Raw genomic sequence first — 22,939 nt, 5'->3', positions numbered from 1 at the left:
GTTCCGGTCCGGCGGGCGAATAGACGACGAAAAGCTGCATCGGCTGGTCGCCGGTGTTGAGCGTCGAGTGGAAGCGGCTTTCCGGCACGTAGATGGTGCAGCCGGGACCGACTTTCGCCACCACCGGATTGCCTTTCTCGTCCTCGACCATCTGCTCGCCATTGCCGGAGATGACGAAGATGATCTCTTCGGCGCCAGGATGATTGTGGCGGGTGTGGCCCTTGCCGGGCGGCAGGTCGACGACGCCGCCGGAAAAGCGCTCGGCGCCGTTCACTTCTGGCGCGACGGTCAGTGACAGCTTGCCCCAGTCGAAGCCAAAGGCGCTGACATCCTTCGGATAGACGAACACGTTCCCCCTGTCGGCCATTGTCTTATCCCTTCCTTTTTGTGATCGCGACCGCCTTGAATTCCGCCGTCTGCCTGGCGATTGCCGCTTCTGCCGGCAGCCGTTCCATCGAGCTTGCGCCGTAGAAGCCGTGCAGCCCTGAGCAACGCTCCAGGATGTAACGCGCGTCATCAGGCATCGAGATCGGCCCGCCGTGGCAAAGCAGGATGACGTCCTTGCGCACCGAGCGCGCGGCATCGGCAATGGCTTCGATCTCCTTGACGCAGGCGTCGAGCGTTTTCGCCGAGGTGGCGCCGATCGAGCCGCCGGTCGTCACGCCCATATGGGCGACGACGATGTCGGCGCCGGCCCTGGTCATGGCGCGCGCTTCGTCGGGATTGAAGACGTAGGGCGTGGTGAGAAGGTCGAGCTTATGCGCCTCGGCGATCATGTCGACCTCGAGTCCAAAACCCATGCCGGTTTCCTCGAAGCTCTGGCGCATGGTGCCGTCAAACAGTCCGACGGTCGGAAAATTCTGCACGCCGGAAAAGCCCATCGTCTTCAGCTCGGCCAAAAGCAGGGGCATGATGACGAAGGGGTCGGTGCCGTTGACGCCGGCCAGCACCGGCGTCTTCTTCACCACCGGCAGCACCTCATAGGCCATCTCCTTGACGATCTCGTTGGCGTTGCCATAGGCGAGCAGGCCGGCAGCCGAGCCGCGCCCGGCCATGCGGTAGCGGCCGGAATTATAGATGATGATCAGATCGATGCCGCCGGCTTCCTCGGCCTTGGCCGACAGGCCGGTGCCGGCGCCGCCGCCGACGATCGGCACGCCGTCGGCGATAATCTTGCGGAATTTTTCCAGTATCGCTTTGCGCGGAATGGCGGTCATGCTTGTCGGATCTCACTTGTTGGCGATGTCGAGGAACGCTTCGGCGGCGGCCTTGGCGAAAGCGGGGTCGTTGATGTGCAGCGGCAGGCGCGTGACGGTGCGGTCCCTGGTCGGCTGGATCGTACGCTCGATGGCGTCGAACAGTGCCGCATCGGCGTCAGGATCGAAGAAGGCGCCACCCTCGATATCGAGCGCCGATACGCCGTTTTCCGGGATCAGGAAGCGGACCGGGCCGTCGCATCGGGCGAGGCGGCCGCCGATCCATTCGCCGATCCGGCGGCATTCCTCGGCCGTGGTGCGCATCAGCGTGACATTGGGATTGTGCTCGTAGAACAATCGTTCGCGATAGCGCTCGGGGATCGTGGCTGGTGCCCAGAAATTCACCATGTCGAGGGCGCCGACCGAGCCGACATAGGGCAGCTTCGTGCGGGCAATCGCGCCGAAGCGATCCTCGGTCGCCGGCAGCACGCCGCCGAACAGCAAGTCGCAGACCTCGGTGGTGGTGATGTCGAGCACGCCGGCCAGCAGGCCTGAATCGGCGAGCTTCTCCATCGAGCGGCCGCCGGTGCCGGTGGCGTGGAAGACCATGCAGTCATAGCCGGCGCGCAATTGGTCGACGATCGCGGTCAGGCAAGGCGTGGTGACGCCGAACATGGTGAGCCCCAGCGCCGGCTTGCCGGCGGCGGCAGGGGCCGGCTTCGCCGCCATGCCGGCGATCGCCTGGGCGGCGTTGTGCAGCACGACACGTGAGAGCCGGTTAAGCCCGGCCATGTCGGTGACCGACGGCATCATGATGATGTCGGAAACGTCGACGTAAGGCGCGGTATCGCCGGAGGCCAGCGTCGAGACCATGAGCTTCGGCAGGCCGAGCGGGAGCGCGCGCATGCCGGCGGTGACGATCGAGGTGCCACCACCGCCGCCGATGCCGATCACGCCGGCGACATCGTTGCGGGAGCGGATGAAACTGGCGAAGGCAGCGCCCATGCCGGCAACGGCGGCGCCGCGATCGTCGATGCCGAGAACCGCGCCGGCTCCCTTGGCATGATGCGCGGCGACCTCGCTCGCGGGGACATCGACCGGGACAGTCGCGCCGCGCGTGCCGATATCGACCCGAGCCACCGCGCCACCGGCCTTAGCGATAGCATCGGCCAGGAAGGCGAGTTCCTCACCTTTGGTGTCGGCAGTGCCGACTACATAGATGCGCCCCATCCTTGGTTCCCCGTCATCCGGCACGTCCGGCGTCGCCGCCCGCCTTTTTTACCCCAACCCTTAAGCTCCTCGGCGAAAGCCTCGTCGCTGGCGGGGCCCCAAATTTTTTGCCCCGCCCTTAAGCTCCTCGGCAAAACCTCGTCGCTGGCGGGGGCCCCTATATCGCCCGGCGTTGCGCCATTGCAAATTTTTGAGACGCGCGTATCGTATTGACATGGATGTCTCACGTCAACAAGCTGCCTCCAAGGATGATGCCGCCCAGGCGCCGGCCGTCGAGAAGGGGCCGCGCGCCCGGACCAGGCGGCTGATGCTCGAAACGGCGACAAGGCTGATGCAGTCCGGCATGACCCCTTCGGTCAGCGAGGTCGCGGAGGCGGCGGAGGTGTCGCGCGCCACCGCCTACCGTTATTTCCCGAGCCAGGCGGCGCTGGTGCAGGCTGTGGTCGATGAGGGACTTGGTCCGATCCTCACCTGGACGTCGGCATCCGACGATGCCGAGCGGCGCGTGGCGGATCTGTTCGCTACCGCGATGCCGCGTATCGAAGCCTTCGAAGCGACGTTCAAGGCGGCGCTGAAACTGTCGCTCGATCAATGGGCGCGGCGCCAGGCGGGCACGCTCGGATCGGAACCGGCCTTCAAGCGCGGTCATCGCGTCGATTTGCTGAAGGATGCGATCGCGCCGCTCAAGGGGCGCTTGAAGCCGCGCCAGTTGAGGCGCCTGGCGCAGGCGCTGTCGCTGATGTTCGGCGTCGAGGTGGTCACGGTGCTGAAGGATATCTGGGGGCTGGACAGCGCCGAGATGGTGTCGGTGGCGCAATGGGCGGCGGGCGCGCTGGTACGTGCCGCGATGGCGGAATCGGAAGCTAGCTGAGCCGGAATGCCGGCCGCATCCAAGGCGGCCACTGTGTAAATCTGGTTCGACCAGATTGTGGAGCCAGTTTTGGATGTTAACTGCGGCTACCCGCTCATGACAAGGGCTTCATGTATCAAACAGTAGGAAAAACAAGAGAAAACAGACGGATATCGTAATGCTCGGCCTATCTTGCTGATATCGAGGCTTCAAGAAAGCGCTTGACGCCACGCCAGAATTGGTAATACCAGATCAGTACCGATAAAGCGGATCAAAAGTGACGGCTGCGATCCATTTCCGGCAGGGCAAAGAGGCCTGGAACCGGAGAGGCGCCATCACAGGAGGAACTACCAGGGCCGGCTTTCGCTGCTGGCTCGCATACGACAATAGAATGCGCACAAGGGAGGAAAACTATGCGCAAGATAGTGACCAGCGTGCTTGCTGGTGTCGGCCTGGCGCTTGCCTGCGGGACATCCGTCCACGCGCAGGAAAAGTCGCTCACCATCTTCTGGGCGGAATGGGATCCGGCCAACTACCTGCAGGAACTCGGCAACGAGTACGAGAAGGAAACCGGCGTCAAGATCACGGTTGAAACGACGCCGTGGTCAGACTTCCAAACCAAGGCTTTCACCGAGTTCAACGCCCATGGCGACGCCTATGACCTCGTGGTCGGCGACTCGCAGTGGCTCGGCGCCGGCTCGACCGGCGGCCACTATGTCGACCTCACCGACTTCTTCAAAAAGCATGATCTCGGCAACGTGATGGCGCCGGCGACGGTGAAATATTACTCCGAATATCCCGGCAACAGCGGAAAGTACTGGGCTATCCCGCTCGAAGGCGATGCGGTCGGCTGGTCATACCGTAAGGACTGGTTCGAGGACCCGAAGGAAAAGGAAGCGTTCAAGGCCAAGTATGGCTACGAACTCGACGTGCCGAAGGATTTCAAGGCGCTGCGCGACATCGCGGAATTCTTCTACCGTCCGGACCAGAAGAAATACGGCATCGCCATCTACACCGACAATTCCTATGACGCGATGGCGATGGGCTTCGAGAACGCACTGTTCTCCTATGGTGGCGAGCTCGGCGACTATTCGACCTACCAGGTTGACGGCCACATAAACTCGGACAAGGCGGTCGCCGCTCTCGATGCTTATAAGGAACTATACAAGTTCACGCCTCCGGGCTGGGCCAAGTCGTTCTTCGTCGAGGACAACCAGGCGATCACCGAAAACCTGGCTGCGATGAGCATGAATTTCTTCGCGTTCTTCCCCTCGCTGATCAACGAGGCATCCAACCCCAACGCCAAGAACACCGGCTTCTTCGCCAATCCTCCCGGCCCCAACGGCGATCAGTTCGCCGCACTCGGCGGGCAGGGCATCTCGGTTATCTCCTACTCGCAGAAGCAGGACGAGGCGATGAAGTTCCTTGAATGGTTCATCAAGGACGAGACCCAGAAGAAGTGGGCGGCGCTTGGCGGCTATACCTGCAGCGCCGCGGTGCTGAAATCGCCTGAGTTCCAGAGCGCCACGCCATACAACAAGGCCTTCTACGAGACCATGTTCAAGGTGAAGGATTTCTGGGCGGTGCCGGAATATGCCGAACTGCTGCAGCAGCTCAACCAGCGCATCTATCCCTACATGATCGGCGGCTCGGGCACCGCCAAGGAAACGCTGGACGCGCTTGCCGCCGACTGGAACGCGACCTTCAAGAAATACGGCCGCGTGAAGTAATCGACATGCCTCGCGGAGGAGGCCTGAGAGGCCTCCTCCGTTTGTTTTTCAAGCATCCGGAGCAGGGTTTTGGCGACCACGATGATCACCACGCTCGACAGGTCCTCACGGGCCGCGGCGCGCGGCCTCAGCGACATTTCGATCCGCAATCTCTTCATCATCCCGACGATCCTGTTCCTGATCGTCTTCAACATCTTTCCGCTGATCTATTCGCTGGGTTACTCCTTCACCGATTTCCGCGCCTCGACCAATGCGCCGGCCAATTTCGTCGGGCTGCAGAATTATCGCGACCTGCTCAACGACCCTTATGTGTGGTCGAATTTCGCCATCACCGCGAAATACGTCATCATCTCGGTCGCAGGACAGCTGTTTGTCGGCTTCGGCGTGGCGATGCTGCTCAACCGGGATATTCCGCTCAAGGGCTTTATCACCACGCTGCTGCTGCTGCCGATGATGCTGTCGATGGCCGTCGTCGGCTTGTTCTGGAAACTGCTTTATGACCCGTCATGGGGCGTCATCAACTATGCGCTCGGGCTCGGCAATTTCGAGTGGCTGGCAGACCCGAGGATGGCGCTCTATGCGGTCGCTTTGACCGATATCTGGATGTGGTCGCCGTTCGTGATGCTGCTGTCGCTGGCCGGCCTCTCGGCGGTGCCGAAACATCTCTACGAGGCCGCCGCGATCGACCGCGCTGGGCCGTTCTACACCTTCTTCCGCATCACGCTGCCGCTGGTCGCGCCGATCCTGATGATCGCCGTCATCTTCCGCACCATGGAAGCGTTCAAGACCTTCGACCTGGCCTACATCCTGACCAGCCAGCCGACGGCCGAACTGATCTCGATCCGGCTCTACAAGATGGCTTTCCAGGAATGGCAGACGGGGCGCTCCTGCGCCATGGCCTACATCGTGCTGATCATGGTGCTGGCGATCACCAACATCTACGTCAAGTACCTCAACAAGGTGAAGGAGCGCTGAGATGGCCGCCGTCCGCACTTCTTCCGAAGTTACCTTCAACCGCATCGCGATCGTCGTCGTTCTGCTGGTGACGATCATTTTCCTGGCGCCGATCTACTGGATCGCCTCGACGGCATTCAAGCCGCGCAACCTCGCCACCACCATCCCGCCGACGGTCGTCTTCCAGCCGGAGATCTCGCCCTTCGTGAAGCTGTTCACCAAGCGGTCCCAGATGCGCAATCCGCCGACGCCGGAAGAGTATGCCGCCGCCCCTTGGTGGGAGCGAGTCGTCTTCGATGGCGGCGAAAAGATCGTGCGCGACGGCAAGGGTGAGGTGCAGTGGTCGGGCTATCCGAGCCGGTTCATGAACTCGCTGATCGTGGCGATCACCTCGACCGTGCTGGCCGTCGGCATGGGCACGTTCACCGCCTACGGCTTCTCGCGCTTCAGGGTCAAGGGGGAGGCGGACCTGCTCTTCTTCATCCTGTCGACGCGCATGCTGCCGCCGGTGGTGGTCGCGATCCCGATGTTCCTGATGTACCGGGCCGTGGGACTGAACGATTCCCATCTCGGCCTGATCATTCTCTACACCGCCTTCAACCTGTCCTTCTCGGTCTGGCTGATGAAGGGCTTCATCGACGAGATCCCGAAGGAGTATGAGGAGGCGGCGCTCGTCGATGGCTACACGCGCATGGAAGCCTTCTTCAAGATCGTGCTGCCCGAGGCCGCGACCGGCATCGCCGCCACGGCCGTGTTCTGCTTCATCACGGCGTGGAACGAATACGCCTTCGCGCTGATCATGACCAACCGCCGCGCGCAGACGGCGCCGCCCTTCATTCCGAGCCAGGTGGGCTCCGGCCTGCCCGACTGGACGGTGATCGCCGCGGGCACGTTCCTGTTCCTGCTGCCGGTCGCGATCTTCACCTTCCTGCTCCGCAACCACCTGTTGCGCGGCATGTCCTTCGGAGCGATCCGCAAATGAGCTTCCGCGCGATCAACGAGAAGTATCTCGAACCGGGCTCGCAGATCCTGATGGTGCTGGGCATCGTCGCGCTCTGCCAGCCGTGGAACATGTTGCTCCACACCTATGGCGTGACGATCATCCTGATCGGACTGATCGGCTTCAACGTCACCTCCAAGATCCCACGCGAGGAGCAGGTCGGCACCGGTCACGGAGCCGACCAGCAGGCGCGCAATGCGGGGGCACAGCATTGACCCAGATCGAGCTTCGCGGCGTCCAGAAATTCTTTGGCGCCGTCCAGGTCATCCAGGACCTGAACCTCAAGATCGACGACAACGAGTTCATCGTGCTGCTCGGGCAGTCGGGCTGCGGCAAGACGACGACGCTGCGCGCCATCGCCGGGCTGGAGACCATCGACCAGGGCGACATATTGATCGACGGCAAGCCGGTGCAGCACCTCAAGGCCGCCGACCGCGACATCGCCATGGTGTTCCAGTCCTTCTCGCTCTACCCGCATATGAACGTCTACGAGAACATCGCCTTCCCGCTGCGCGCGACGCGCAAGAGCAGGAGCGAGATCGACACGGAGGTGCGCTCGGTCGCCAAGACGCTGCAGATCACCGATCTCATCAACAAGAGGCCCTCGGCGCTGTCGGGCGGCGACATGCAGCGCGTGGCCATCGGCCGCGCGCTGGTGCGGCGCCCGAAGGCGATGCTGATGGACGAGCCGATCGGCGCGCTCGACGCCAAGCTGCGTGAGGAAATGCGCGCCGAGATCAAGCGGCTGCATATCAAGCAGGGCTCGACCAGCATCTATGTGACGCACGACCAGATCGAGGCAATGAGCCTCGCCGACCGCATCGTCATCATGCATGAAGGCGTGCTGCAGCAGGTCGGCACCCCGGATGAGGTCTATTCGCATCCGGCCAATCTGTTCGTCGCGCAATTCGTCGGCAGTCCGGTGATGAATGTGGCGGAGGCAATCGTGGCCGAGAATGCGTCCGCCGCTTCTGTCTCCGTCGGCGGCGCGGCCGCCGGCTTCGAGTTTCCACGCGCGCTGCTTTCCAAGCTCAACGGCCATGCCGGCGGCCAGCTGACGCTGGGCATCAGGCCGGAAGGGGTGCTGGTGCGCCGCGAGGCGACGGACGGTTTCCTGCCGGTCGAAACGCAGATCGTCGAGCCGCTCGGCTCCTTCGACATTGTCGACCTCAAGGTCGGCTCCAAGATGCTGCGCGCCCGCACGAAGAGCGGCTTCATCGGCGGTCCGGGCGAAAAGGTCTATGCGCGGATCGATCCTTCGCAGACGCATTTCTTCGACGCGGCGAGCGGCAAGTCGCTCGGAGTGAGATTGTAATGGCCCATATCCAGCTGAAGAACATCTCGAAGACATTCGGCAACCACACCGCGCTGTCCAATCTCAATCTCGACATCGCCGACGGCGAATTCTTCGTGCTGCTCGGCGAGACGGGCGCCGGCAAGACGACGACGCTGAGGATGGTCGCCGGTCTCGAAAAGCCGACAGAGGGCCAGGTGTTCATCGACGGCGTCGACGTCGCCGACTGGGGGGCGGCCGAGCGCGACGTGGCGCTGGTGCTGCAGCAATATTCGCTTTATCCGCGCTACACGGTGCGGCAGAATCTCGAATTTCCGCTGAAGCCGAAGATCCGCCGGCTGCCGGAGGCAGAGATCAAGGATCGCATCGCGCGCGCCGCGCGCACGCTCAGGATCGAGCATCTGCTCGACCGCAAGACCGACCGGCTTTCCGGCGGCGAGATGCAGCGCGTCTCGATCGGCCGCGCCATCGTGCGCAAGCCGCGGGTGTTTCTGATGGACGAGCCGCTGTCGGCGCTCGACGCCAAGCTGCGCGAGGCGCTGCGCACGGAGCTGAAGAACCTGCAGATGCAGCTCGGCGCCACATTCCTGTTCGTCACGCATGACCAGATCGAGGCGATGTCGATGGGCGACAAGGTGGGGGTGCTCAACCACGGCCGCATCGTCCAGATGGGCACCCCGCATGAGATCTACAACAATCCGCGCGACACCTATGTCGCGAGCTTCGTCGGCTCGCCGCCGATGAACCTCATCGACGGCAGGCTGGTCAACGACCGTGCGGTAATGGCGCCGATGAATTTCGAGCTGCCGCTCTCAGGGGGGACCAGGACGGGCGGAGCGACCGACGGTCGCCCGCTCGTCTTCGGCATCCGTCCCGAGGACGTCTATCTGGAAAGCGGCGCGCCGGTCGAGGCGCAAGTCCACGATGTCGAGAACCACGGCGTCGAGAAAATTGTCACGCTCAGGGTCGGCGACACGATGCTGCGGGCCACCGTCCCCGCGAGGACCGCCGTCGCGATCGAGCAGCCGGTGCGCTTTGCCTGGAACCCGGACAAAGTGGTGCTGTTCGACAAGGGCAGCGGCGTCAGCCTGCGGCACGCGGGGTAGCGGCCCGGCCTGGCTGCTGCCTTATTTCGGCAGATAGGTCTCGTAAGGCGTGTCGTTGATCAGCAGGATCACGCATTCGGTGTCCGACAGGCAGGCATCGTCATGCATCTCGTTGGCCTTCTGGGTCCAGTAGGAGCCGGGCGGCAACTCGACCTTGGTGGCTTCGCCGCCCTGCATCTGCCAGTGCGCCCAGAGGCCCTTGATGACAATCGCGCGATAATCGGCGGTGTGGGCATGGACGGGCGCGCGCCAGTTGCCGGGGACCTTCAGCAGCGTGCCGGCCGGTCCTTTCGCCCGTTCGCCCCATAGCGGACCGAGGCGCTGCGGCTGGCCCGGCGCTTCGACGGCATAAGGGATCTTGTCGGCGGGCAGGTAGCTGTCTTCGAGCGCGAAAGCCGGGCCCGGCAGGATGGCGAGCGCGACAAGCGCAAGCGACGGAAGATGATTGGGCATGGCGGTTCCTCCGCAGCCAGCTTATGCGGCTTCGGGTGGCGGGGAATGGCGGGGCGTCCAAAAGACTTGGCAATTCCTCCAGCCCGGCGACCCGAGCTCAGGATTGTTCGTCGGCGCCGGCGTGGCGGAAATGACTCGGCGCCACGCCCATCACCCGCTTGAAGGCGCGGCTGAAGGAGGCTTCCGAATCGTAGCCTAGCCGCGACGCCGCCACCGAAACCCGCATGCCGTCGCGGGTGAGCCATTGCCGCGCCTGGTGCATGCGCACGCGCAGGACATATTTAGCCGGCGTCTCGCCGACCACGGTGGCGAAGCGTTGCGCAAAGGCGGAGCGTGAGGCGCCCATCATCCTGGCCAGCGCCTCGACCGTCCAGTCGCGCTCCGGCTGCAGGTGGATCGCGGCAAGCACCTTGCCGACATCCGGGTTGCGCACGGCGGCGATCCATCCGGTGGCGTCGCCGCAGCCATTCTCCACCCAGGAGCGGATGATGGTGGCGGCGAGCACGTCGGCCAGGCGCGCAAGAATGCCGCCGGAGCCGACGCGGTCCATCGTCACCTCGCCGGCCATAGCGTCGAGCAGATGCTGGATGCCGGGCGCGTTCGCCATCAGCTTATGCGCCTGCATCAGGTCAGGCATCATCTCCAGCAGCGGATGCGAGCCGTCGAGGTTGAAATGCATCGAGCCGCAAAACAGCAAGGTCTTGCAGCCGTCGCAGCCATTCGAGACGTCGTAGATGTTCTCGCACACCGGCTCGATCGTGTAGCGGCCGATCGGCACCGGCGGCACGCCGGGCGCACTCGCCAGCACATGCTCGTCGCCGCGCGGGACCAGCAGCGCATCGCCCACCGAGAGCTCGATCCATTCCTTGGCCGGCGAGAACAGCCAGCAGCCCTGCTGTCCGATGAAATGGAAGCGCGCCGCCTTCTGCGCTGGGAAGGAAACGGCCCAGGGCTCGCCCAGCACGCAGCGGCCGTAATCGACGCCGTCAAGCCGCAGGCCGCGCAACATGTCGGTCAGCGGGTCGCCGGAGGTCTGCACAATGGTTTTGGACGAATTGTAATTCATTTCGGCGTTTCTAGCATGGAAACTCCAGCCAGTCACTCCCTATGTTGCACTGCAGCCAAATGTTGCGCCGCAACCAGATCGAACCGACAGAGCCGCCCGCTGGCACGTAACGGGTGGAGTCCGGTCTGGTCATCTCCTATGTGGCGCCGCAAACAGACCGGAGATTTTACCATGACCGAACCCGCCACGGGCGTCGTCGACGCCGCTATTCTCGACACAAGCGAAGCTGAGGAACGAACAGAGCCGGCATGGGGCGCGGTGGTCTCGCTGGCGCTTGGCGTTTTCGGCCTGGTGACCGCCGAATTCCTGCCCGCCAGCCTGTTGACGCGGCTGGCGCAAGACCTCGGCGTCAGCGAAGGCGCCGCCGGCCAGGCGGTGACGGCGACGGCCGTCGTCGGCGCCATTGCGGCGCCGACCATGGCGATCATCACCAAGCGGCTCGACCGCCGGCTGGTCATGTGGATCCTCTCAGTCCTTTTGATCGTCTCCAACCTCGTCGCCGCCTTCGCGTCCTCGCTCACCATGCTGCTTCTCGCCCGCGTCGTCCTTGGCGTGGCGCTCGGCGGCTTCTGGTCGATGTCGGCGGCGATGGCGCTGCGGCTGGTGCCGATGCGGCTGATGCCGCGCGCCATGTCGATCATCCTGACCGGCGTCTCGGTAGCCACGGTCACGGCTGCTCCGGTCGGCGCCTATGTCGGCGACGTCTGGGGCTGGCGCACCGCCTTCATGATCGCGGCGGTCGTCGGCGGACTGGCGCTGCTGGTGCAACTTGCCACTCTGCCCAGCCTGCCACCGACGGCGGTGGCGAGTTTTCGCACTCTGGTCGAAGTGCTGAAGCGGCCGATGATCCGCGTCGCGCTGCTGGTGGTGCTGCTGGTTGCGTCCGGACAGTTCGCCGGCTTCACCTATGTGCGGCCGTTCCTTGAGACCGTCCCGGTCATGCCGATCCAAACCATCTCGCTGGTGCTGCTCGCCTACGGCATCGGCGGCTTCTTCGGCAATTTCGCCGGCGCGTTCCTGGCCGAGCGTAATTTGAAGATGGCCGTGGGCCTGGCGCCGCTGCTGATCGCCCTGTCGGCGGCTGCACTGCTGGTGCTTGGCGCCTCGCCGATAAGTGCGGCTGTCGCCGTGACTGCTTGGGGCTTTGCCTTCGGCGCCGTGCCGGTTGGCCTGCAGACCTGGCTGGTGCGCGCCGCGCCCGACCAGGCCGAGAGCGCCGGCGGGTTGATGGTCGCGACCTTCCAGGTGGCGATCGCGCTGGGCGCCATCGTCGGCGGCCTGCTGGTGGATCATGCCGGTGTCGCCACCGCCTTCGCCTATAGCGGCGTGGCGACCTTGTTCGCGGCGCTGGTGGCCTTCCTGATGGGGCCGAAGCAGGCTGCGCAGTAGGCGCCGGCTCGCCTTTCAAGCTTCGGCCCGGCGGCTCTCAGGAGCGCCGGGCCGATGTCTTTGTGACGGCCGAAACGAAGCGCGTCAGGCTATGCTCGACATAGGCGGCAACATCCCTGTCGTAGGGATCGAAGCTCCACCACAGCAGCGAGCCCTGCCAGTGAGCGGCCATCAGCAGGCCGATATCGTCCGGCATGCCGGGGACGCCGGCGAAGCAATCGGCGAGCATCCTGCCGAGCGCCGTTTTCCAGGCCGCGCCACGCGCCCTGAGCATCGGATCGCGAAGATCCTCGCGCAGGACGAGCAGACCTTCGGCATAGGACTCGATGTCGCCATAGCCGATCGAGAGAGCGACCAGCAGCCCAATGGCGCCGGCCGGGGTTCTGGGGACCGATGCTGCCGCCTGCTCGGTTTTTCGGTCGAGCCCATCCCAGGCATAGAGCAGGGTGCGCTGCTTCAGCAGCGTCTTGTTCCTGAAGCGCTGCACCAGCGTCGAGCCTGAAAGGCCGCTGGCCCGCGCCAGCCTTTCGAAGGTCAGCGCTTCCGGCCCGTCGGCATGCATCAGCCGGTAGGCGGCTTCCAGCACCTGCTCGTCGGACTGGGTTTTTGGCCGGGTCATCTTGACTCTCATTTATAAACGAACAATCATTTATAAATGAGACGCGCGATGGGCGCCAGCTCTTATTGTGCCGAGTTCAAGTTCGGAGGTTTGAATGACGCTTCAAGGGAAAGTCGCGCTTGTTGCCGGCGCAACGCGTGGCGCGGGCCGGGGAATTGCGGTCGAACTGGGCGCTGCCGGCGCCACCGTCTATGTCACCGGCCGCACGACGCGCACCCGGCAATCGGATTATCAGCGCCCAGAAACCATCGAGGAGACAGCGGAGCTGGTTACCGCGCAAGGCGGCAAGGGCATTGCCGTTCGGGTCGACCATCTGGTCTCCGAAGAAGTGCGCGGACTGGTCGAGCGGATACGTGCCGAACAGGGCCGGCTCGACATACTGGTCAACGATCTGTGGGGCGGCGAAAAGCTGTTCGAATGGAACAAGCCGGTCTGGGATCATAATCTCGAGAATGGCCTGCGGTTGCTTCGGCTCGGCATCGATACGCACCTCATTACGGCGCACCACGCGTTGCCGTTGATGATCGAGCAGCCGGGTGGGTTGCTTGTCGAAGTCACCGACGGCACGGCCGAATACAATGCCGACCACTACCGGCTCTCGCCCTTCTACGATCTCGCCAAGGTGGCTGTGAACCGCATGGCATGGGCGCACGCCCAGGACCTCGCAAAGCATGGTGCGACGTCCGTCTCGCTGACGCCGGGCTGGCTGCGCTCGGAGATGATGCTGGAGGCGTTTGGCGTGCGGGAAGAAAACTGGCGCGACGCGACAGCCAATGTGCCGCATTTCGTCATATCCGAGACGCCGCGCTTCATCGGCCGCGCGGTCGTGGCGCTGGCCGCAGATCCCAATCGTTCACGCTGGAACGGCCAGTCGCTTTCCAGCGGCGGACTGGCCCAGATCTACGGCTTCACCGATCTTGACGGCTCGCGTCCCGACGCCTGGCGCTACGTCCCGGAAGTTCAGGATGCCGGCAAGCCAGCCGATGCGACCGGCTACCGATAGAGCAATTCCAGGAAAAGTGCGTAGCGGTTTTCCGTCCGGAATTGCGCGTCAGGCCGAGCGGCCGTCGAACTCGAAGACTTCGATTGCGGCGAGATCAACATCTTCCAGGCAGTTGACATTGATATAGGCGCTCCGCTCGCCGCTTTCGCTGACGTCCTCGGCGAACGGATGCATGCCGCAGGTGCGGCAGAAGCGATGCGCGATTTGAGCCTTGCCGAAGGTATAGCGGCCGAGGTCGTCGCCCCAGGCGACCAGATTGAGCGTCTCATGGGACACGGCCCACAACAGCGCGCCCTTGCGCCGGCAGATCGAGCAATTGCAGCGCACGGCCATGCCGAGTTCGCCCTTGACCTCGAACGCCACCTTGCCGCAGTGGCAGCCGCCTTTGTACAGCATCAGCATCTTCCCATCGCTGGCAGGGTGCAAAGGCACGCCTGCCGGTTTATCTCTCGCGAGGCCCAACATCAGGCCGTGCCTAAAAGACGCTGCAACTTTGCAAGGCCCGACATCAAAAATGCAATCCGTCCGCGACCGTCTTGAAATCATCCTGTCACGTCTTGCCAATCGCGCAGGCGACGAGAAGGTCTATACGAAGCTCTATGCGGAGGCCGCGCTGGCAGCCGCAGACGCGTCCGATGCCCGCCGCAAGGCCGGCGTCAGCCTCGGGCCGCTCGACGGTCGCATCGTTTCGATCAAGGACCTGTTCGACGTCGCCGGCGAGCCGACGAGGGCCGGGTCGCTGATCCGCGCCAGTGCCACGCCGACGACGCAGGACGCGGCGATCGTGCGGAGGCTGCGCCAGGCGGGCGCCGTCATCCTCGGCAAAACCAACATGACCGAGTTCGCCTTCACCGCGGTCGGCGACAATCTTCACTACGGCACGCCGGGCAATGCCGTCGATGCCAGCCTGATCCCCGGCGGGTCGTCGTCCGGCGCGGGCGTCGCGGTCGGCGAGGGCACGAGCGAAATATCCATCGGGTCGGACACTGGAGGCTCGGTGCGCATCCCGGCCTCGCTGAACGGCGTCGTCGGTTTCAAGCCGACGTCGGGGCGCGTGCCTTTGACCGGCGCCTTTCCGCTGTCGATGACGCTGGATTCGATCGGCCCGCTTGCCCGCAGCGTCGCCGATTGCGCCATCGCCGATGCGATCATAGCGGGAGAAGAGCCGGCAGCGCTTCAGCCGGTTCCACTTGCCGGCCTGCGCATCGGCATTGCGCGTGGCGTGCTGTTCGGCGACACGCAAGCCGAGGTCGCGGCAGCTTTCGAGGGATGCATCGGCAGGATCGGGCAGGCCGGCGCCCGCGCCACCGATTTGTCGATCGACGATCTCGTCGCCGAGATGCGCCTAGCCACCAGGCGCGGGACCATTGCGTCCATGGAAGGCGCCGAAGTGCATGCCGACTGGCTGGCGAGCGGCACGTCGGTGCCGGTCGATCCACACGTCACCGGGCCATTGTCGCGCGCGCTGGCGGTTCCCGCTTCCGCCTATATCCGCACGATCCGCCGTCGCGGCGAGCTTGCGGCGGCCATGGCGGAACGGCTGGCGACAGTCGATGTGCTGGCCTTGCCGACCGTGCCGATGGTCGCACCGTCCATTGCCGCCATGGCCGGCGACGAAGAACTGCGCGACAGGACGGAAGGGCTGCTCTTGCGCAACACGCAGGCCGCCAACCAGTTCGACCTCTGCGCGATCTCGCTGCCGATGCCCGGCACCAAGCTGCCGGGCGGCTTAATGCTGGTGGCGCGTAATGGCCATGATCGCCATCTGCTGGAGATTTCCGCGGCTGTAGAGCGGCTGCTTGGCGAAGGATAACTCAGTATAGCCCACGTGACGAGCAATGCTGACGTTCCTTCATCATCGTTTCTCTTTCGATGGCTCCGGCAACAATCACCTTTTGCACATACTCGTCGCTTGTCAGCGCTTCCGGGCGGCTTTCTATCCTGCCCCGCACGACGACCGAGCCATAGTGGAGCATATCGGAAAGGTAGGGCCGCTCCCGGTCCGCCCGCGGCAATTCACTGGTGTCGATCGACACGCCCTTGATGATCTTGCCGTTGGCAAGGTCGAGCGCGCTGTTCGAAGGGCAGGGCGCCTTGAAGCAGCGTAGCCCGTTGTCGCAATAGACGTAGCTGCTTTCAGCCGCCGCGACCGAGGGCATGACGGAAACGGCAACAACCGTGAATGCCAGGCGAACACTCAACATAGCACCAACGTCGCGAACAATTGGGGCGAAACAGCGATGCGCTAGCTTCCGGCCGGAAAGCGCCGGCGGTAGTGCTCGATGACTTCCGGATTGCGCAGATTGACCGGCAGCTTGCCGGCGAGCACCAGCAGGGCCTCGCCGGTGGCGCCGACGCCCATGCGCATCATCGATTCCTCGGTGATGCCGGCTAAATGCGGGGTGACGATGACATTGTCGAAGCCGAAATAGGGATGGTTGGGCGGCAGCGGCTGGGTGGAAAAGACGTCCAAAGCCGCGCCGCCGATGCGGCCCTTTTGCAGGGCTTCGATCAGCGCCTCGTCGTCCACCACCGGGCCGCGCGAGACATTGATCAGCAGGGCGCTGGGCTTCATGCGGGCGATGCGCTCGCGGCTGATCAGGCCGCGGGTTTCCTCCGTCAGCGGGCAGCAGAGCACGATGATGTCGCTTTGCTCGACCAGCGCGTCGATCGACAGGAAGCCGACACGTTCGGGCGCAGGCCGCAGGCTGCGCGTCGTCGCCACGACATTGAGATCGAAGCCGTGCGCGGCAATATGGCCGACGGCCTGGCCGACGGCGCCGAGGCCGACGATGCCGATCGTCTTGCCGGCCAGCTCGCTGGTCGAATTGGCGTGCTCGCGTCCGGCAAGCCAGCCCTTGGCGCGCAGGTCGCGGTCCACCACGCGGAAGCGCCGCGAGAGGGCGAGCGCGGTGAACATCACATGCTCGGCGACCGAGCGGGCATTGACGGCAGGCACGTTCGCGACCAGCACGCCGGCGGCGGTCGCGGCCTCGACCGGGATCATGTCCAGCCCGGCGCCGTGGCGGATCGCGGCGCGCAGGCTGGAAGCATCCGCAAACAGCTCCGGCGGCAGCGGCGCGCGCACGATGACGATGTCGGCGTCGCGAGCCTCCGTGGTCAGCGTCCTGGGATCGAGCGCGGAAGCGATCGCAAGCCGGCCGGCGCCGGCCAGCATGGCCGTGGCGCGTGGGTGCAGCGGATGCGTCGACAGGATCTTGCGCATCAAGGTTCCTTTTTTGGCCGCATTTCCGCGACGCCGAGCGAAAGCGCGTGGCTGCAAAATGCTCAACGGCATTTCACCGTTTCATGGAAACGGCGAACTGCCCTATCTCTCTATTTTCACGCAATTCCGGGCGGAAAACCGTTTCACACTTTTCCTGGAATTGCTCAAGCTTTCTCCAGCGCCGCGCTTTCCGGCTCCGCCCCGCGACCTTCGATGATCCCCTTCCAGTAACTCTCGGCACCCTGCAAATGGGCGTTCATCAAGGCCTGGGCGAGATTGCCGTCGCGGCGCAGCAGCGCCTCGTAGATCTGGATGTGCTCGGCATGCGAGCGCACGCTGCGCTCGGGGTCGTTGAAATAGATCGGCAGGCGCTGCTCGCCCATCAGGTAATAGACGCTGCAGATGTTGTGGAAGACGCTGTTCTTGGTCGCGCGCACGATCTCGAGGTGGAACTCGCGGTCCTCCTTGGCGAGGCCTTCGCCGGCGGCGATGCGCTCTTCGGAGGCTTTCAGGATCTCGCGCAGGCGCTCGAAGTTTTCCTCGGTGGCGCGCGAGCAGGCAAGCTCGGCCGCCTTGATCTCGTGGATCTTGCGCAGCTCGACGGTCTCGTAGATCTGCACCGGATCGAGCGGCAGGCCGGCGCGGGCGAAAAGCGCCAGCGCTTCCACGCTTGCCTGCTTGGTGTCGATATAGATGCCGGACTTGGCGCGCCGCTCCACGATGCGCATGGCTTCGAGGATGGCGAGCGCCTCGCGGATCTGGCCGCGGCTGACGCCGAAATGCTCCGCCAGTTCGCGCTCCGAGGGCGTGCGGCCGGACTCCTTGTCCGAGTTGGCGAAGAGATAGGCGGCAAGTTCCGCGAGAAGGTTCTTTTCTTTCATCGTCAAATACGTTGCGCGTGCGCCTCCAGGAATCGCCCGGAGATGGTGAATCCCAATCCAGGCTTTTCAGGGATCGCTATCATACCGTCCTTCGCTTCGACAGTCTCCTCGACAAGGTCGTGGATCATCGGGTTGGCGCCGAGCGAATATTCGATGATGAAGCTGGCGGGCGAGGCGGCACACACATGCAGCCCGGCAAAGAAGCAGGGCGCGCCGGCCCACAGATGCGGCGCGAAGCGCAGATTGAAGGCGCTGGCGATGGTGCCGATCTTCATCGCCTCGCTGATGCCGCCGCAAAACGCCGGATCCGGCTGGAAGATGTCGGCCGATTTCAGCACCGCCAGGTCGCGGAAGGCGTAACGCGTCGCCTCGCTTTCGCCGGTGGCGATCGGCGTCGAGCCCGAGGCGCGCACTTCGGCCATGCCCGATTTGTCGTCGGCGATCACCGGTTCCTCGAACCAGGCAAGGTCGAGATCGGCGGTGAGCTTGATGAAGCGCTTGGCCTCGGCGACGGTGTAGGTGCCGTGCGCGTCGACCATCAGCTCGACATCCGGCCCGATCGCCTGCCTTGCGGCGCGCACGCGCGCGGCCGAAACATGCGGGGCGCCGTCCATGGCGCCGACGCGCATCTTCAGCGCCTTGAAGCCGCCCTTGGCGATGTAGGATTTCAACTGCTCGCCGATGGCGTCGGCTGAGGCCCAGCCGCCCGAGGCGTAGGCCTGCATACGCTCGACCTTGCGGCCGCCGAGCAACCGCCACACCGGCTGCCCCAGCGACTTGCCGAGGATATCCCAGAGCGCGATGTCGACGGCGCTGATCGCCGCCACGCTCATGCCGCGCCGCGCCAGCTGCGGCATGGCATGGCCGGCACGCGCCGCCGTCTCGTGCCGCACGCCGTTGTAGAGCATTTCCCAGATGATGCCGATGTCGGCCGGATCGCGGCCGATGAGCTGCGGGCCGATCTCGTGGTTGAGCAGATGGACGAGCGCGCCGTAGCTGCCGGCGCTGCCGGCGGCGTTCTTGCCTTCGCCCCAACCGACGAGGCCGTCGTCGGTCTCGATGCGCAGGATGGCGGCGTCGAAAGTCGTCACCTGACCGAAGTCGCTGCGATGCTGCTTCGCGACTTCGATCGGGATACGGACCCACCAGGCCTGGACGCTTTTGATGCGCATGTTTTCCTTTCGGCCTCCGCCCGCCGGGCGGAGGGATAAGCCTCGATCGGAGGTCTACTTGATCAGCGGCAGCAGCGTTTCGGCGGTGATGCGCATCTGGTCGGTGTAGAATTTCTCCGTGAGCACGCTGGAGCCATGGTCCTGGATGAATTTCAGCTGCTCGGGTGAGATGTCGACCGGATTGCGCTCGACCATCTCCGGATAGGGCGCGGCAGGCGTGCGGTCGACGGGCGCGACGAACTCGTTGGTCAGCGCGCCGTCATAGCCGACTTCCTTCAGCGTGCGCACGATCTTCGGCCAGTCGATCTGGCCGAGGCCGGCGGCGAAGCGGTTGTTGTCGGCGACATGGAAGTCGAACAGGCGCTTTCCGACCTGACGGATCGCGTCGTAGACGTTAAATTCCTCCATATGGATGTGGTAGGCGTCGAGGCAGACGCCGCATTCGGGGCTCACCGCGTCGGCAAGCGCCAGCGCCTGGGCGCCGCGGTTGAAGAGATAGGTCTCGAAACGGTTGAGCGGCTCGACGGCGATCCTGACGCCGACCTTCTTGGCATGCGTGAAGCACTCGCGCGTGGCATCGACCACCCAGCCCCATTCCTCCGCCTCGGTGCCGTCCGGCACGACCTTGCCGACGGTCGCGGGCACCAGCGTGATGATCTCGCCATCGAGCTCGCTCACCATGGTGAGCACGTCCTTGACGTATTGGACGGACCGCTCGCGCTGGCCCTGGTCCTTGGCGGCGAGGTTGCGCTCGCCCAGCATCAGCGTCACCGAGCCCCAGCAGCGGATGCCGTGCTCCTTCAGGAGCGCGCGCGTCTCCTTGGTCTTGTACTGCTCCGGCTCGCCGGAAATCTCGATCGATTCGTAGCCGAATTTCTTGATGCGCTTGAGCGTCACCTCCAGCGGCTCCGCCCGCATCCAATTGTGCGTCGAAAGATGCATGGTCTATCCTTCCCAGAATTCGCCTGTCACATTTACCCCGCGACGCCTCCGATAGGGGCGGCCGCACGATTCCTCCCCAAGGCGTTACCAGCATTTTCCTCGGAACTGGTTCGACCAATTGGGCCTTCCATGACCTCTACAGCAAATTTTCATGCACGGCAAGAAGTGGGGGATGGAAGCCGTTTCGGTTAAGCAATAGACTGATTTTATAAGATAATTTCGCTCGTTTGTTTGGAAGTTCGCCCCATCTTATCGGTTTTCGGCCGCTTGACCGAATTACGGGATTTGGTAATACCAGAATGGCGCAACGCATAGACGCCGACAGTATTGACCAAACAGGCTGGCCCTCACTTCAATCGGCGCTATGCTTGGTCGCGAAAACAATGAGGGAGGATGCCGATGCCGACGACGATGAAGGGTCCCGGCCTGTTTCTGGCGCAGTTCGCGGGCGATGCCGCACCGTTCAATTCCCTGGCTTCGATCACCAAATGGGCGGCCGGCCTGGGCTACAAGGGCGTGCAGATCCCGACCTGGGACGGACGCCTGTTCGACCTCAAGAAAGCGGCGTCGTCGAAGGCCTATTGCGACGAGGTGAAAGGCATCTGCGCCGATGCCGGCGTCGAGATCACGGAACTGTCGACGCATCTGCAGGGCCAGTTGGTCGCCGTTCATCCGGCCTATGACGCGCAGTTCGACGGCTTCGCGCCGGCCGAGGTGCACAACAACCCGAAGGCACGTCAGAAATGGGCGGTCGAGCAGATGAAGTTCGGCGCCAAGGCATCGCGCAATTTCGGGCTCAAGGCCTCGGTGACCTTCAGCGGCGCGCTCGCTTTCCCCTACCTCTATCCGTGGCCGCAGCGGCCGCCGGGCCTGATCGAGGAAGCCTTTGCCGAACTCGGCAAACGCTGGAAGCCGATCCTCGACGTCTATGACGAGAACGGCGTCGACGTCGGCTACGAAATCCATCCGGGCGAGGACGTGTTCGACGGCGCCACCTTCGAGATGTTCCTCGACGCGGTCGGCGGGCACAAGCGCTGCAACATCAACTACGACCCGTCGCATTTCCTGCTGCAGCAGCTCGACTATCTCGAATTTATCGACATCTACCACGAGCGGATCAAGGCGTTCCACGTCAAGGACGCCGAGTTCAACCCAACCGGGCGGCAAGGCGTCTATTCCGGCTACCAGGGCTGGGTGAACCGGGCGGGCCGCTTCCGTTCGCTGGGAGATGGCCAGGTCGATTTCAGCGGCATCTTCTCCAAGCTCACCCAGTACAATTACGATTCCTGGGCGGTGCTGGAGTGGGAATGCTGCCTGAAGCATTCCGAGGACGGGGCGGCCGAAGGCGCGCCCTTCATCCAGCACCACATCATCCGGGTGACCGAGAAGGCGTTCGATGATTTCGCCGGCGGCACGAGCGACAAGAAGCTGCTGCGGGCGATGATGGGGATTTAGCTCGCGAACTTCCCTTGAGGAGGTTCGCCGACTGGTCGGGTGGGGTTGAATCGCAAGCCGCAGCGAACTCTTATAATCCCACCGTGACGCTATGCGTCGACCCTCCCCGCGAAGGGGAGGGTGAGGAGTCAAAGAGAGAGGACAATAAATGGTCGGCGCATCGAAGACGGAAGCAAGAGGCGGCCCGATCCGCTACGGCATGGTCGGCGGCGGGCAGGGCGCCTTCATCGGCGCGGTGCATCGCATCGCGGCGCGCATGGACAATGATTTCGTGCTGGTGGCCGGAGCGCTTTCGTCGAATCCGGAACGGGCAAAGGCCTCGGCCGAGGAACTCGGGCTCGATCCGGCGCGCAGCTACGGCTCCTATGCCGAGATGGCGAAGGCCGAAGCCAGGCGTCCCGACGGCATCGAGGCGGTGGCGATCGTCACGCCCAACAATGTGCACGTGCCGGCGGCCAGGGCCTTCCTCGAGGCCGGCATCCATGTCATCTGCGACAAGCCGCTGGCAACCTCGTTGGCCGAGGCGAAGAAGCTGGCCGCCCTTGTCGAGAAGACCGGCAAGGTGTTCGTGCTCACGCACAACTACACCGCCTATCCGATGATCCGGCAGGCGCGCGAGATGGTGGCCAAGGGCCAGCTCGGCGAGATCCGCATCGTGCAGTCGGAATATCCGCAGGACTGGCTGACCGAGGACCTCGCCGCCACCGGCCAGAAGCAGGCCTCATGGCGCTCCGATCCCAAGCAGGCGGGCGCCGGCGGCGCGCTCGGCGACATCGGCACCCATGCCTATAATCTTGCGCGCTTCGTCTCCGGGCTGGAGCTGGATACGCTCTCGGCCGATCTCGACGCCTTCGTGCCGGGCCGCCAGCTCGACGACAATGTCAACGTCATGCTGCGCTTCAAGCCGGTCGGCAAGACGCATCCGGCCAAGGGCATGATCTGGGCGAGCCAGGTGGCGCCGGGTCATGAGAACGGGCTGAAGCTGCGCATCTATGGCTCCAAGGGTGGGCTGGAATGGGTGCAGGCCGACCCCAACTATCTCTGGTACACGCCGTTCGGGCAGCCCAAGCAACTGCTCACCCGGGCCGGCGCCGGCGCGATGCCGGTCGCGGCGCGCGTCAGCCGCGTGCCGTCCGGCCATCCGGAGGGCTATCTCGAAGGTTTCGCCAACATCTACCAGGAGGCAGCCCGCGCTATCCGCGCGGTGCGCAGGAAGGGCGGCAAGCCGGCCAAGGATGTGGTCTTCCCGACGATCGCCGACGGCGTCGAAGGCATGGCCTTCATCGAGGCCTGCGTGAAGTCGTCGAAGAAGAACGGGGCGTGGACGAAATTGTAGTCGCGTCGGTCGGCGAGCGGGAGATGCCCCCCCCCCC

At 64.2% G+C, this 22,939-nt stretch carries 24 protein-coding genes; 12 read left to right on the top strand and 12 right to left on the bottom strand.

The features are described 5' to 3' along the window. From FJ471_RS28090 to FJ471_RS28080, 3 genes are all read right to left on the bottom strand, one after another. Nucleotides 1-367: cupin domain-containing protein (locus tag FJ471_RS28090; RefSeq protein ID WP_140808028.1), on the bottom strand; the 367-nt coding region annotated here is incomplete at its 3' end. Between the two features lie 4 nt (nucleotides 368-371). Further along, nucleotides 372-1,217: a phosphoenolpyruvate hydrolase family protein gene (locus FJ471_RS28085; protein ID WP_140808026.1), complete on the bottom strand. Its 846-nt coding sequence runs from the start codon at nucleotides 1,215-1,217 to the stop codon at nucleotides 372-374. Between the two features lie 12 nt (nucleotides 1,218-1,229). Continuing rightward, nucleotides 1,230-2,426: a Tm-1-like ATP-binding domain-containing protein gene (locus FJ471_RS28080; RefSeq protein WP_140808024.1), complete on the bottom strand. Its 1,197-nt coding sequence runs from the start codon at nucleotides 2,424-2,426 to the stop codon at nucleotides 1,230-1,232. Between the two features lie 214 nt (nucleotides 2,427-2,640). Here FJ471_RS28080 and FJ471_RS28075 point away from each other — a divergent pair, with 214 nt between their 5' ends. The 7 genes from FJ471_RS28075 to FJ471_RS28045 all read left to right on the top strand — a co-directional run bounded on the left by FJ471_RS28075 (nucleotide 2,641) and on the right by FJ471_RS28045 (nucleotide 9,360). Then, entirely contained in the window at nucleotides 2,641-3,297 is a 657-nt protein-coding gene (locus FJ471_RS28075) for a TetR/AcrR family transcriptional regulator (RefSeq protein WP_140808022.1), read from the top strand. A 392-nt stretch (nucleotides 3,298-3,689) separates the two neighbouring features. After that, nucleotides 3,690-5,006, top strand: a complete 1,317-nt coding sequence (locus tag FJ471_RS28070) for an ABC transporter substrate-binding protein (protein ID WP_140808020.1) — start codon at nucleotides 3,690-3,692, stop codon at nucleotides 5,004-5,006. 69 nt (nucleotides 5,007-5,075) lie between these two features. After that, the gene (locus FJ471_RS28065; RefSeq protein ID WP_140808018.1) at nucleotides 5,076-5,981 is read left to right on the top strand and encodes a sugar ABC transporter permease; all 906 of its coding nucleotides are present in this window, start codon (nucleotides 5,076-5,078) and stop codon (nucleotides 5,979-5,981) included. A 1-nt stretch (nucleotide 5,982) separates the two neighbouring features. Beyond that, nucleotides 5,983-6,942, top strand: coding sequence for a carbohydrate ABC transporter permease (locus FJ471_RS28060; RefSeq protein ID WP_140808016.1), 960 nt, complete (start codon nucleotides 5,983-5,985; stop codon nucleotides 6,940-6,942). Then, nucleotides 6,939-7,175 carry a hypothetical protein gene (locus FJ471_RS28055; RefSeq protein WP_140808014.1) on the top strand — a complete coding sequence of 79 codons (237 nt, stop codon included), beginning with the start codon at nucleotides 6,939-6,941 and terminating at the stop codon, nucleotides 7,173-7,175. Before FJ471_RS28060 ends, FJ471_RS28055 begins: the two co-directional genes overlap by 4 nt. Further along, nucleotides 7,172-8,275 carry an ABC transporter ATP-binding protein gene (locus FJ471_RS28050; RefSeq protein ID WP_140808012.1) on the top strand — a complete coding sequence of 368 codons (1,104 nt, stop codon included), beginning with the start codon at nucleotides 7,172-7,174 and terminating at the stop codon, nucleotides 8,273-8,275. The genes FJ471_RS28055 and FJ471_RS28050 overlap by 4 nt, the downstream gene beginning before the upstream one ends. Further along, a complete protein-coding gene (locus FJ471_RS28045; protein WP_140808010.1) occupies nucleotides 8,275-9,360 on the top strand; it encodes an ABC transporter ATP-binding protein in 1,086 nt (361 codons plus the stop codon). The genes FJ471_RS28050 and FJ471_RS28045 overlap by 1 nt, the downstream gene beginning before the upstream one ends. A 21-nt stretch (nucleotides 9,361-9,381) precedes the next feature. Here FJ471_RS28045 and FJ471_RS28040 read toward each other — a convergent pair whose 3' ends face one another. Both FJ471_RS28040 and FJ471_RS28035 read right to left on the bottom strand, forming a co-directional pair. Then, a complete protein-coding gene (locus FJ471_RS28040; RefSeq protein ID WP_140808008.1) occupies nucleotides 9,382-9,813 on the bottom strand; it encodes a DUF4437 domain-containing protein in 432 nt (143 codons plus the stop codon). A 97-nt stretch (nucleotides 9,814-9,910) separates the two neighbouring features. Further along, on the bottom strand, nucleotides 9,911-10,879 hold the full coding sequence (locus FJ471_RS28035; RefSeq protein WP_140808006.1) for an AraC family transcriptional regulator: 969 nt from the start codon (nucleotides 10,877-10,879) through the stop codon (nucleotides 9,911-9,913). A gap of 171 nt (nucleotides 10,880-11,050) precedes the next feature. On the opposite strand from FJ471_RS28035, the gene FJ471_RS28030 reads away from it, so the two are divergent. Then, complete coding sequence (locus tag FJ471_RS28030) at nucleotides 11,051-12,268, top strand: MFS transporter (protein WP_140808004.1); 1,218 nt, start codon at nucleotides 11,051-11,053, stop codon at nucleotides 12,266-12,268. Between the two features lie 37 nt (nucleotides 12,269-12,305). Here the strand turns inward: FJ471_RS28030 and FJ471_RS28025 are convergent, their stop codons facing one another. Beyond that, the gene (locus FJ471_RS28025; RefSeq protein WP_181179794.1) at nucleotides 12,306-12,887 is read right to left on the bottom strand and encodes a helix-turn-helix domain-containing protein; all 582 of its coding nucleotides are present in this window, start codon (nucleotides 12,885-12,887) and stop codon (nucleotides 12,306-12,308) included. A gap of 94 nt (nucleotides 12,888-12,981) precedes the next feature. Here FJ471_RS28025 and FJ471_RS28020 point away from each other — a divergent pair, with 94 nt between their 5' ends. After that, complete coding sequence (locus FJ471_RS28020) at nucleotides 12,982-13,890, top strand: SDR family oxidoreductase (RefSeq protein ID WP_140808000.1); 909 nt, start codon at nucleotides 12,982-12,984, stop codon at nucleotides 13,888-13,890. Between the two features lie 48 nt (nucleotides 13,891-13,938). Here the strand turns inward: FJ471_RS28020 and FJ471_RS28015 are convergent, their stop codons facing one another. Further along, nucleotides 13,939-14,286 carry a GFA family protein gene (locus FJ471_RS28015; protein ID WP_140807998.1) on the bottom strand — a complete coding sequence of 116 codons (348 nt, stop codon included), beginning with the start codon at nucleotides 14,284-14,286 and terminating at the stop codon, nucleotides 13,939-13,941. A gap of 118 nt (nucleotides 14,287-14,404) precedes the next feature. Here FJ471_RS28015 and FJ471_RS28010 point away from each other — a divergent pair, with 118 nt between their 5' ends. Then, nucleotides 14,405-15,703, top strand: coding sequence for an amidase (locus FJ471_RS28010; protein ID WP_140807996.1), 1,299 nt, complete (start codon nucleotides 14,405-14,407; stop codon nucleotides 15,701-15,703). Between the two features lies 1 nt (nucleotide 15,704). Here FJ471_RS28010 and FJ471_RS28005 read toward each other — a convergent pair whose 3' ends face one another. The 5 genes from FJ471_RS28005 to FJ471_RS27985 form a co-directional block, all read right to left on the bottom strand. Continuing rightward, entirely contained in the window at nucleotides 15,705-16,049 is a 345-nt protein-coding gene (locus tag FJ471_RS28005) for a hypothetical protein (RefSeq protein ID WP_246684851.1), read from the bottom strand. An 86-nt stretch (nucleotides 16,050-16,135) separates the two neighbouring features. Then, on the bottom strand, nucleotides 16,136-17,116 hold the full coding sequence (locus FJ471_RS28000) for a hydroxyacid dehydrogenase (RefSeq protein ID WP_140807992.1): 981 nt from the start codon (nucleotides 17,114-17,116) through the stop codon (nucleotides 16,136-16,138). A 164-nt stretch (nucleotides 17,117-17,280) separates the two neighbouring features. Then, entirely contained in the window at nucleotides 17,281-17,997 is a 717-nt protein-coding gene (locus FJ471_RS27995; RefSeq protein WP_140807990.1) for a FadR/GntR family transcriptional regulator, read from the bottom strand. Nucleotides 17,998-17,999: 2 nt separating this feature from the next. Further along, entirely contained in the window at nucleotides 18,000-19,169 is a 1,170-nt protein-coding gene (locus tag FJ471_RS27990) for a mandelate racemase/muconate lactonizing enzyme family protein (RefSeq protein ID WP_140807988.1), read from the bottom strand. A gap of 54 nt (nucleotides 19,170-19,223) precedes the next feature. Next, nucleotides 19,224-20,111: a sugar phosphate isomerase/epimerase gene (locus FJ471_RS27985; protein ID WP_140644632.1), complete on the bottom strand. Its 888-nt coding sequence runs from the start codon at nucleotides 20,109-20,111 to the stop codon at nucleotides 19,224-19,226. A 399-nt stretch (nucleotides 20,112-20,510) separates the two neighbouring features. Between FJ471_RS27985 and FJ471_RS27980 the strand changes: the two genes are divergently transcribed. Together FJ471_RS27980 and FJ471_RS27975 are read left to right on the top strand one after the other, a co-directional pair. After that, nucleotides 20,511-21,566 (top strand): sugar phosphate isomerase/epimerase, encoded by a 1,056-nt coding sequence (locus FJ471_RS27980; RefSeq protein ID WP_140807986.1) that lies wholly within the window; start codon nucleotides 20,511-20,513, stop codon nucleotides 21,564-21,566. Nucleotides 21,567-21,714: 148 nt separating this feature from the next. Continuing rightward, entirely contained in the window at nucleotides 21,715-22,902 is a 1,188-nt protein-coding gene (locus FJ471_RS27975) for a Gfo/Idh/MocA family oxidoreductase (protein WP_140807984.1), read from the top strand. The last annotated feature ends 37 nt before the right edge of the window (nucleotides 22,903-22,939 follow it).

Source organism: Mesorhizobium sp. B2-7-1, assembly GCF_006440735.1.
Lineage (GTDB): Bacteria > Pseudomonadota > Alphaproteobacteria > Rhizobiales > Rhizobiaceae > Mesorhizobium.
The sequence above is the reverse complement of the archived record's forward strand: the minus strand, read 5'-3'. Positions and strand labels throughout refer to the sequence as shown.

Bases quoted from the DNA above. Each gene is read 5' to 3' on its own strand.
- FJ471_RS28000 (WP_140807992.1), bottom strand. From the start codon at position 17,116: ATGCGCAAGATCCTGTCGACGCATCCGCTGCACCCACGCGCCACGGCC.
- FJ471_RS27990 (WP_140807988.1), bottom strand. From the start codon at position 19,169: ATGCGCATCAAAAGCGTCCAGGCCTGGTGGGTCCGTATCCCGATCGAA.
- FJ471_RS27995 (WP_140807990.1), bottom strand. From the start codon at position 17,997: ATGAAAGAAAAGAACCTTCTCGCGGAACTTGCCGCCTATCTCTTCGCC.
- FJ471_RS28005 (WP_246684851.1), bottom strand. From the start codon at position 16,049: ATGCCCTCGGTCGCGGCGGCTGAAAGCAGCTACGTCTATTGCGACAAC.
- FJ471_RS28010 (WP_140807996.1), top strand. From the start codon at position 14,405: ATGCAATCCGTCCGCGACCGTCTTGAAATCATCCTGTCACGTCTTGCC.
- FJ471_RS28055 (WP_140808014.1), top strand. From the start codon at position 6,939: ATGAGCTTCCGCGCGATCAACGAGAAGTATCTCGAACCGGGCTCGCAG.
- FJ471_RS28020 (WP_140808000.1), top strand. From the start codon at position 12,982: ATGACGCTTCAAGGGAAAGTCGCGCTTGTTGCCGGCGCAACGCGTGGC.
- FJ471_RS28015 (WP_140807998.1), bottom strand. From the start codon at position 14,286: ATGCTGTACAAAGGCGGCTGCCACTGCGGCAAGGTGGCGTTCGAGGTC.
- FJ471_RS27975 (WP_140807984.1), top strand. From the start codon at position 21,715: ATGGTCGGCGCATCGAAGACGGAAGCAAGAGGCGGCCCGATCCGCTAC.
- FJ471_RS28045 (WP_140808010.1), top strand. From the start codon at position 8,275: ATGGCCCATATCCAGCTGAAGAACATCTCGAAGACATTCGGCAACCAC.
- FJ471_RS28060 (WP_140808016.1), top strand. From the start codon at position 5,983: ATGGCCGCCGTCCGCACTTCTTCCGAAGTTACCTTCAACCGCATCGCG.
- FJ471_RS28085 (WP_140808026.1), bottom strand. From the start codon at position 1,217: ATGACCGCCATTCCGCGCAAAGCGATACTGGAAAAATTCCGCAAGATT.
- FJ471_RS28075 (WP_140808022.1), top strand. From the start codon at position 2,641: ATGGATGTCTCACGTCAACAAGCTGCCTCCAAGGATGATGCCGCCCAG.
- FJ471_RS28025 (WP_181179794.1), bottom strand. From the start codon at position 12,887: ATGACCCGGCCAAAAACCCAGTCCGACGAGCAGGTGCTGGAAGCCGCC.
- FJ471_RS27985 (WP_140644632.1), bottom strand. From the start codon at position 20,111: ATGCATCTTTCGACGCACAATTGGATGCGGGCGGAGCCGCTGGAGGTG.
- FJ471_RS27980 (WP_140807986.1), top strand. From the start codon at position 20,511: ATGCCGACGACGATGAAGGGTCCCGGCCTGTTTCTGGCGCAGTTCGCG.
- FJ471_RS28035 (WP_140808006.1), bottom strand. From the start codon at position 10,879: ATGAATTACAATTCGTCCAAAACCATTGTGCAGACCTCCGGCGACCCG.
- FJ471_RS28080 (WP_140808024.1), bottom strand. From the start codon at position 2,426: ATGGGGCGCATCTATGTAGTCGGCACTGCCGACACCAAAGGTGAGGAA.
- FJ471_RS28040 (WP_140808008.1), bottom strand. From the start codon at position 9,813: ATGCCCAATCATCTTCCGTCGCTTGCGCTTGTCGCGCTCGCCATCCTG.
- FJ471_RS28070 (WP_140808020.1), top strand. From the start codon at position 3,690: ATGCGCAAGATAGTGACCAGCGTGCTTGCTGGTGTCGGCCTGGCGCTT.
- FJ471_RS28030 (WP_140808004.1), top strand. From the start codon at position 11,051: ATGACCGAACCCGCCACGGGCGTCGTCGACGCCGCTATTCTCGACACA.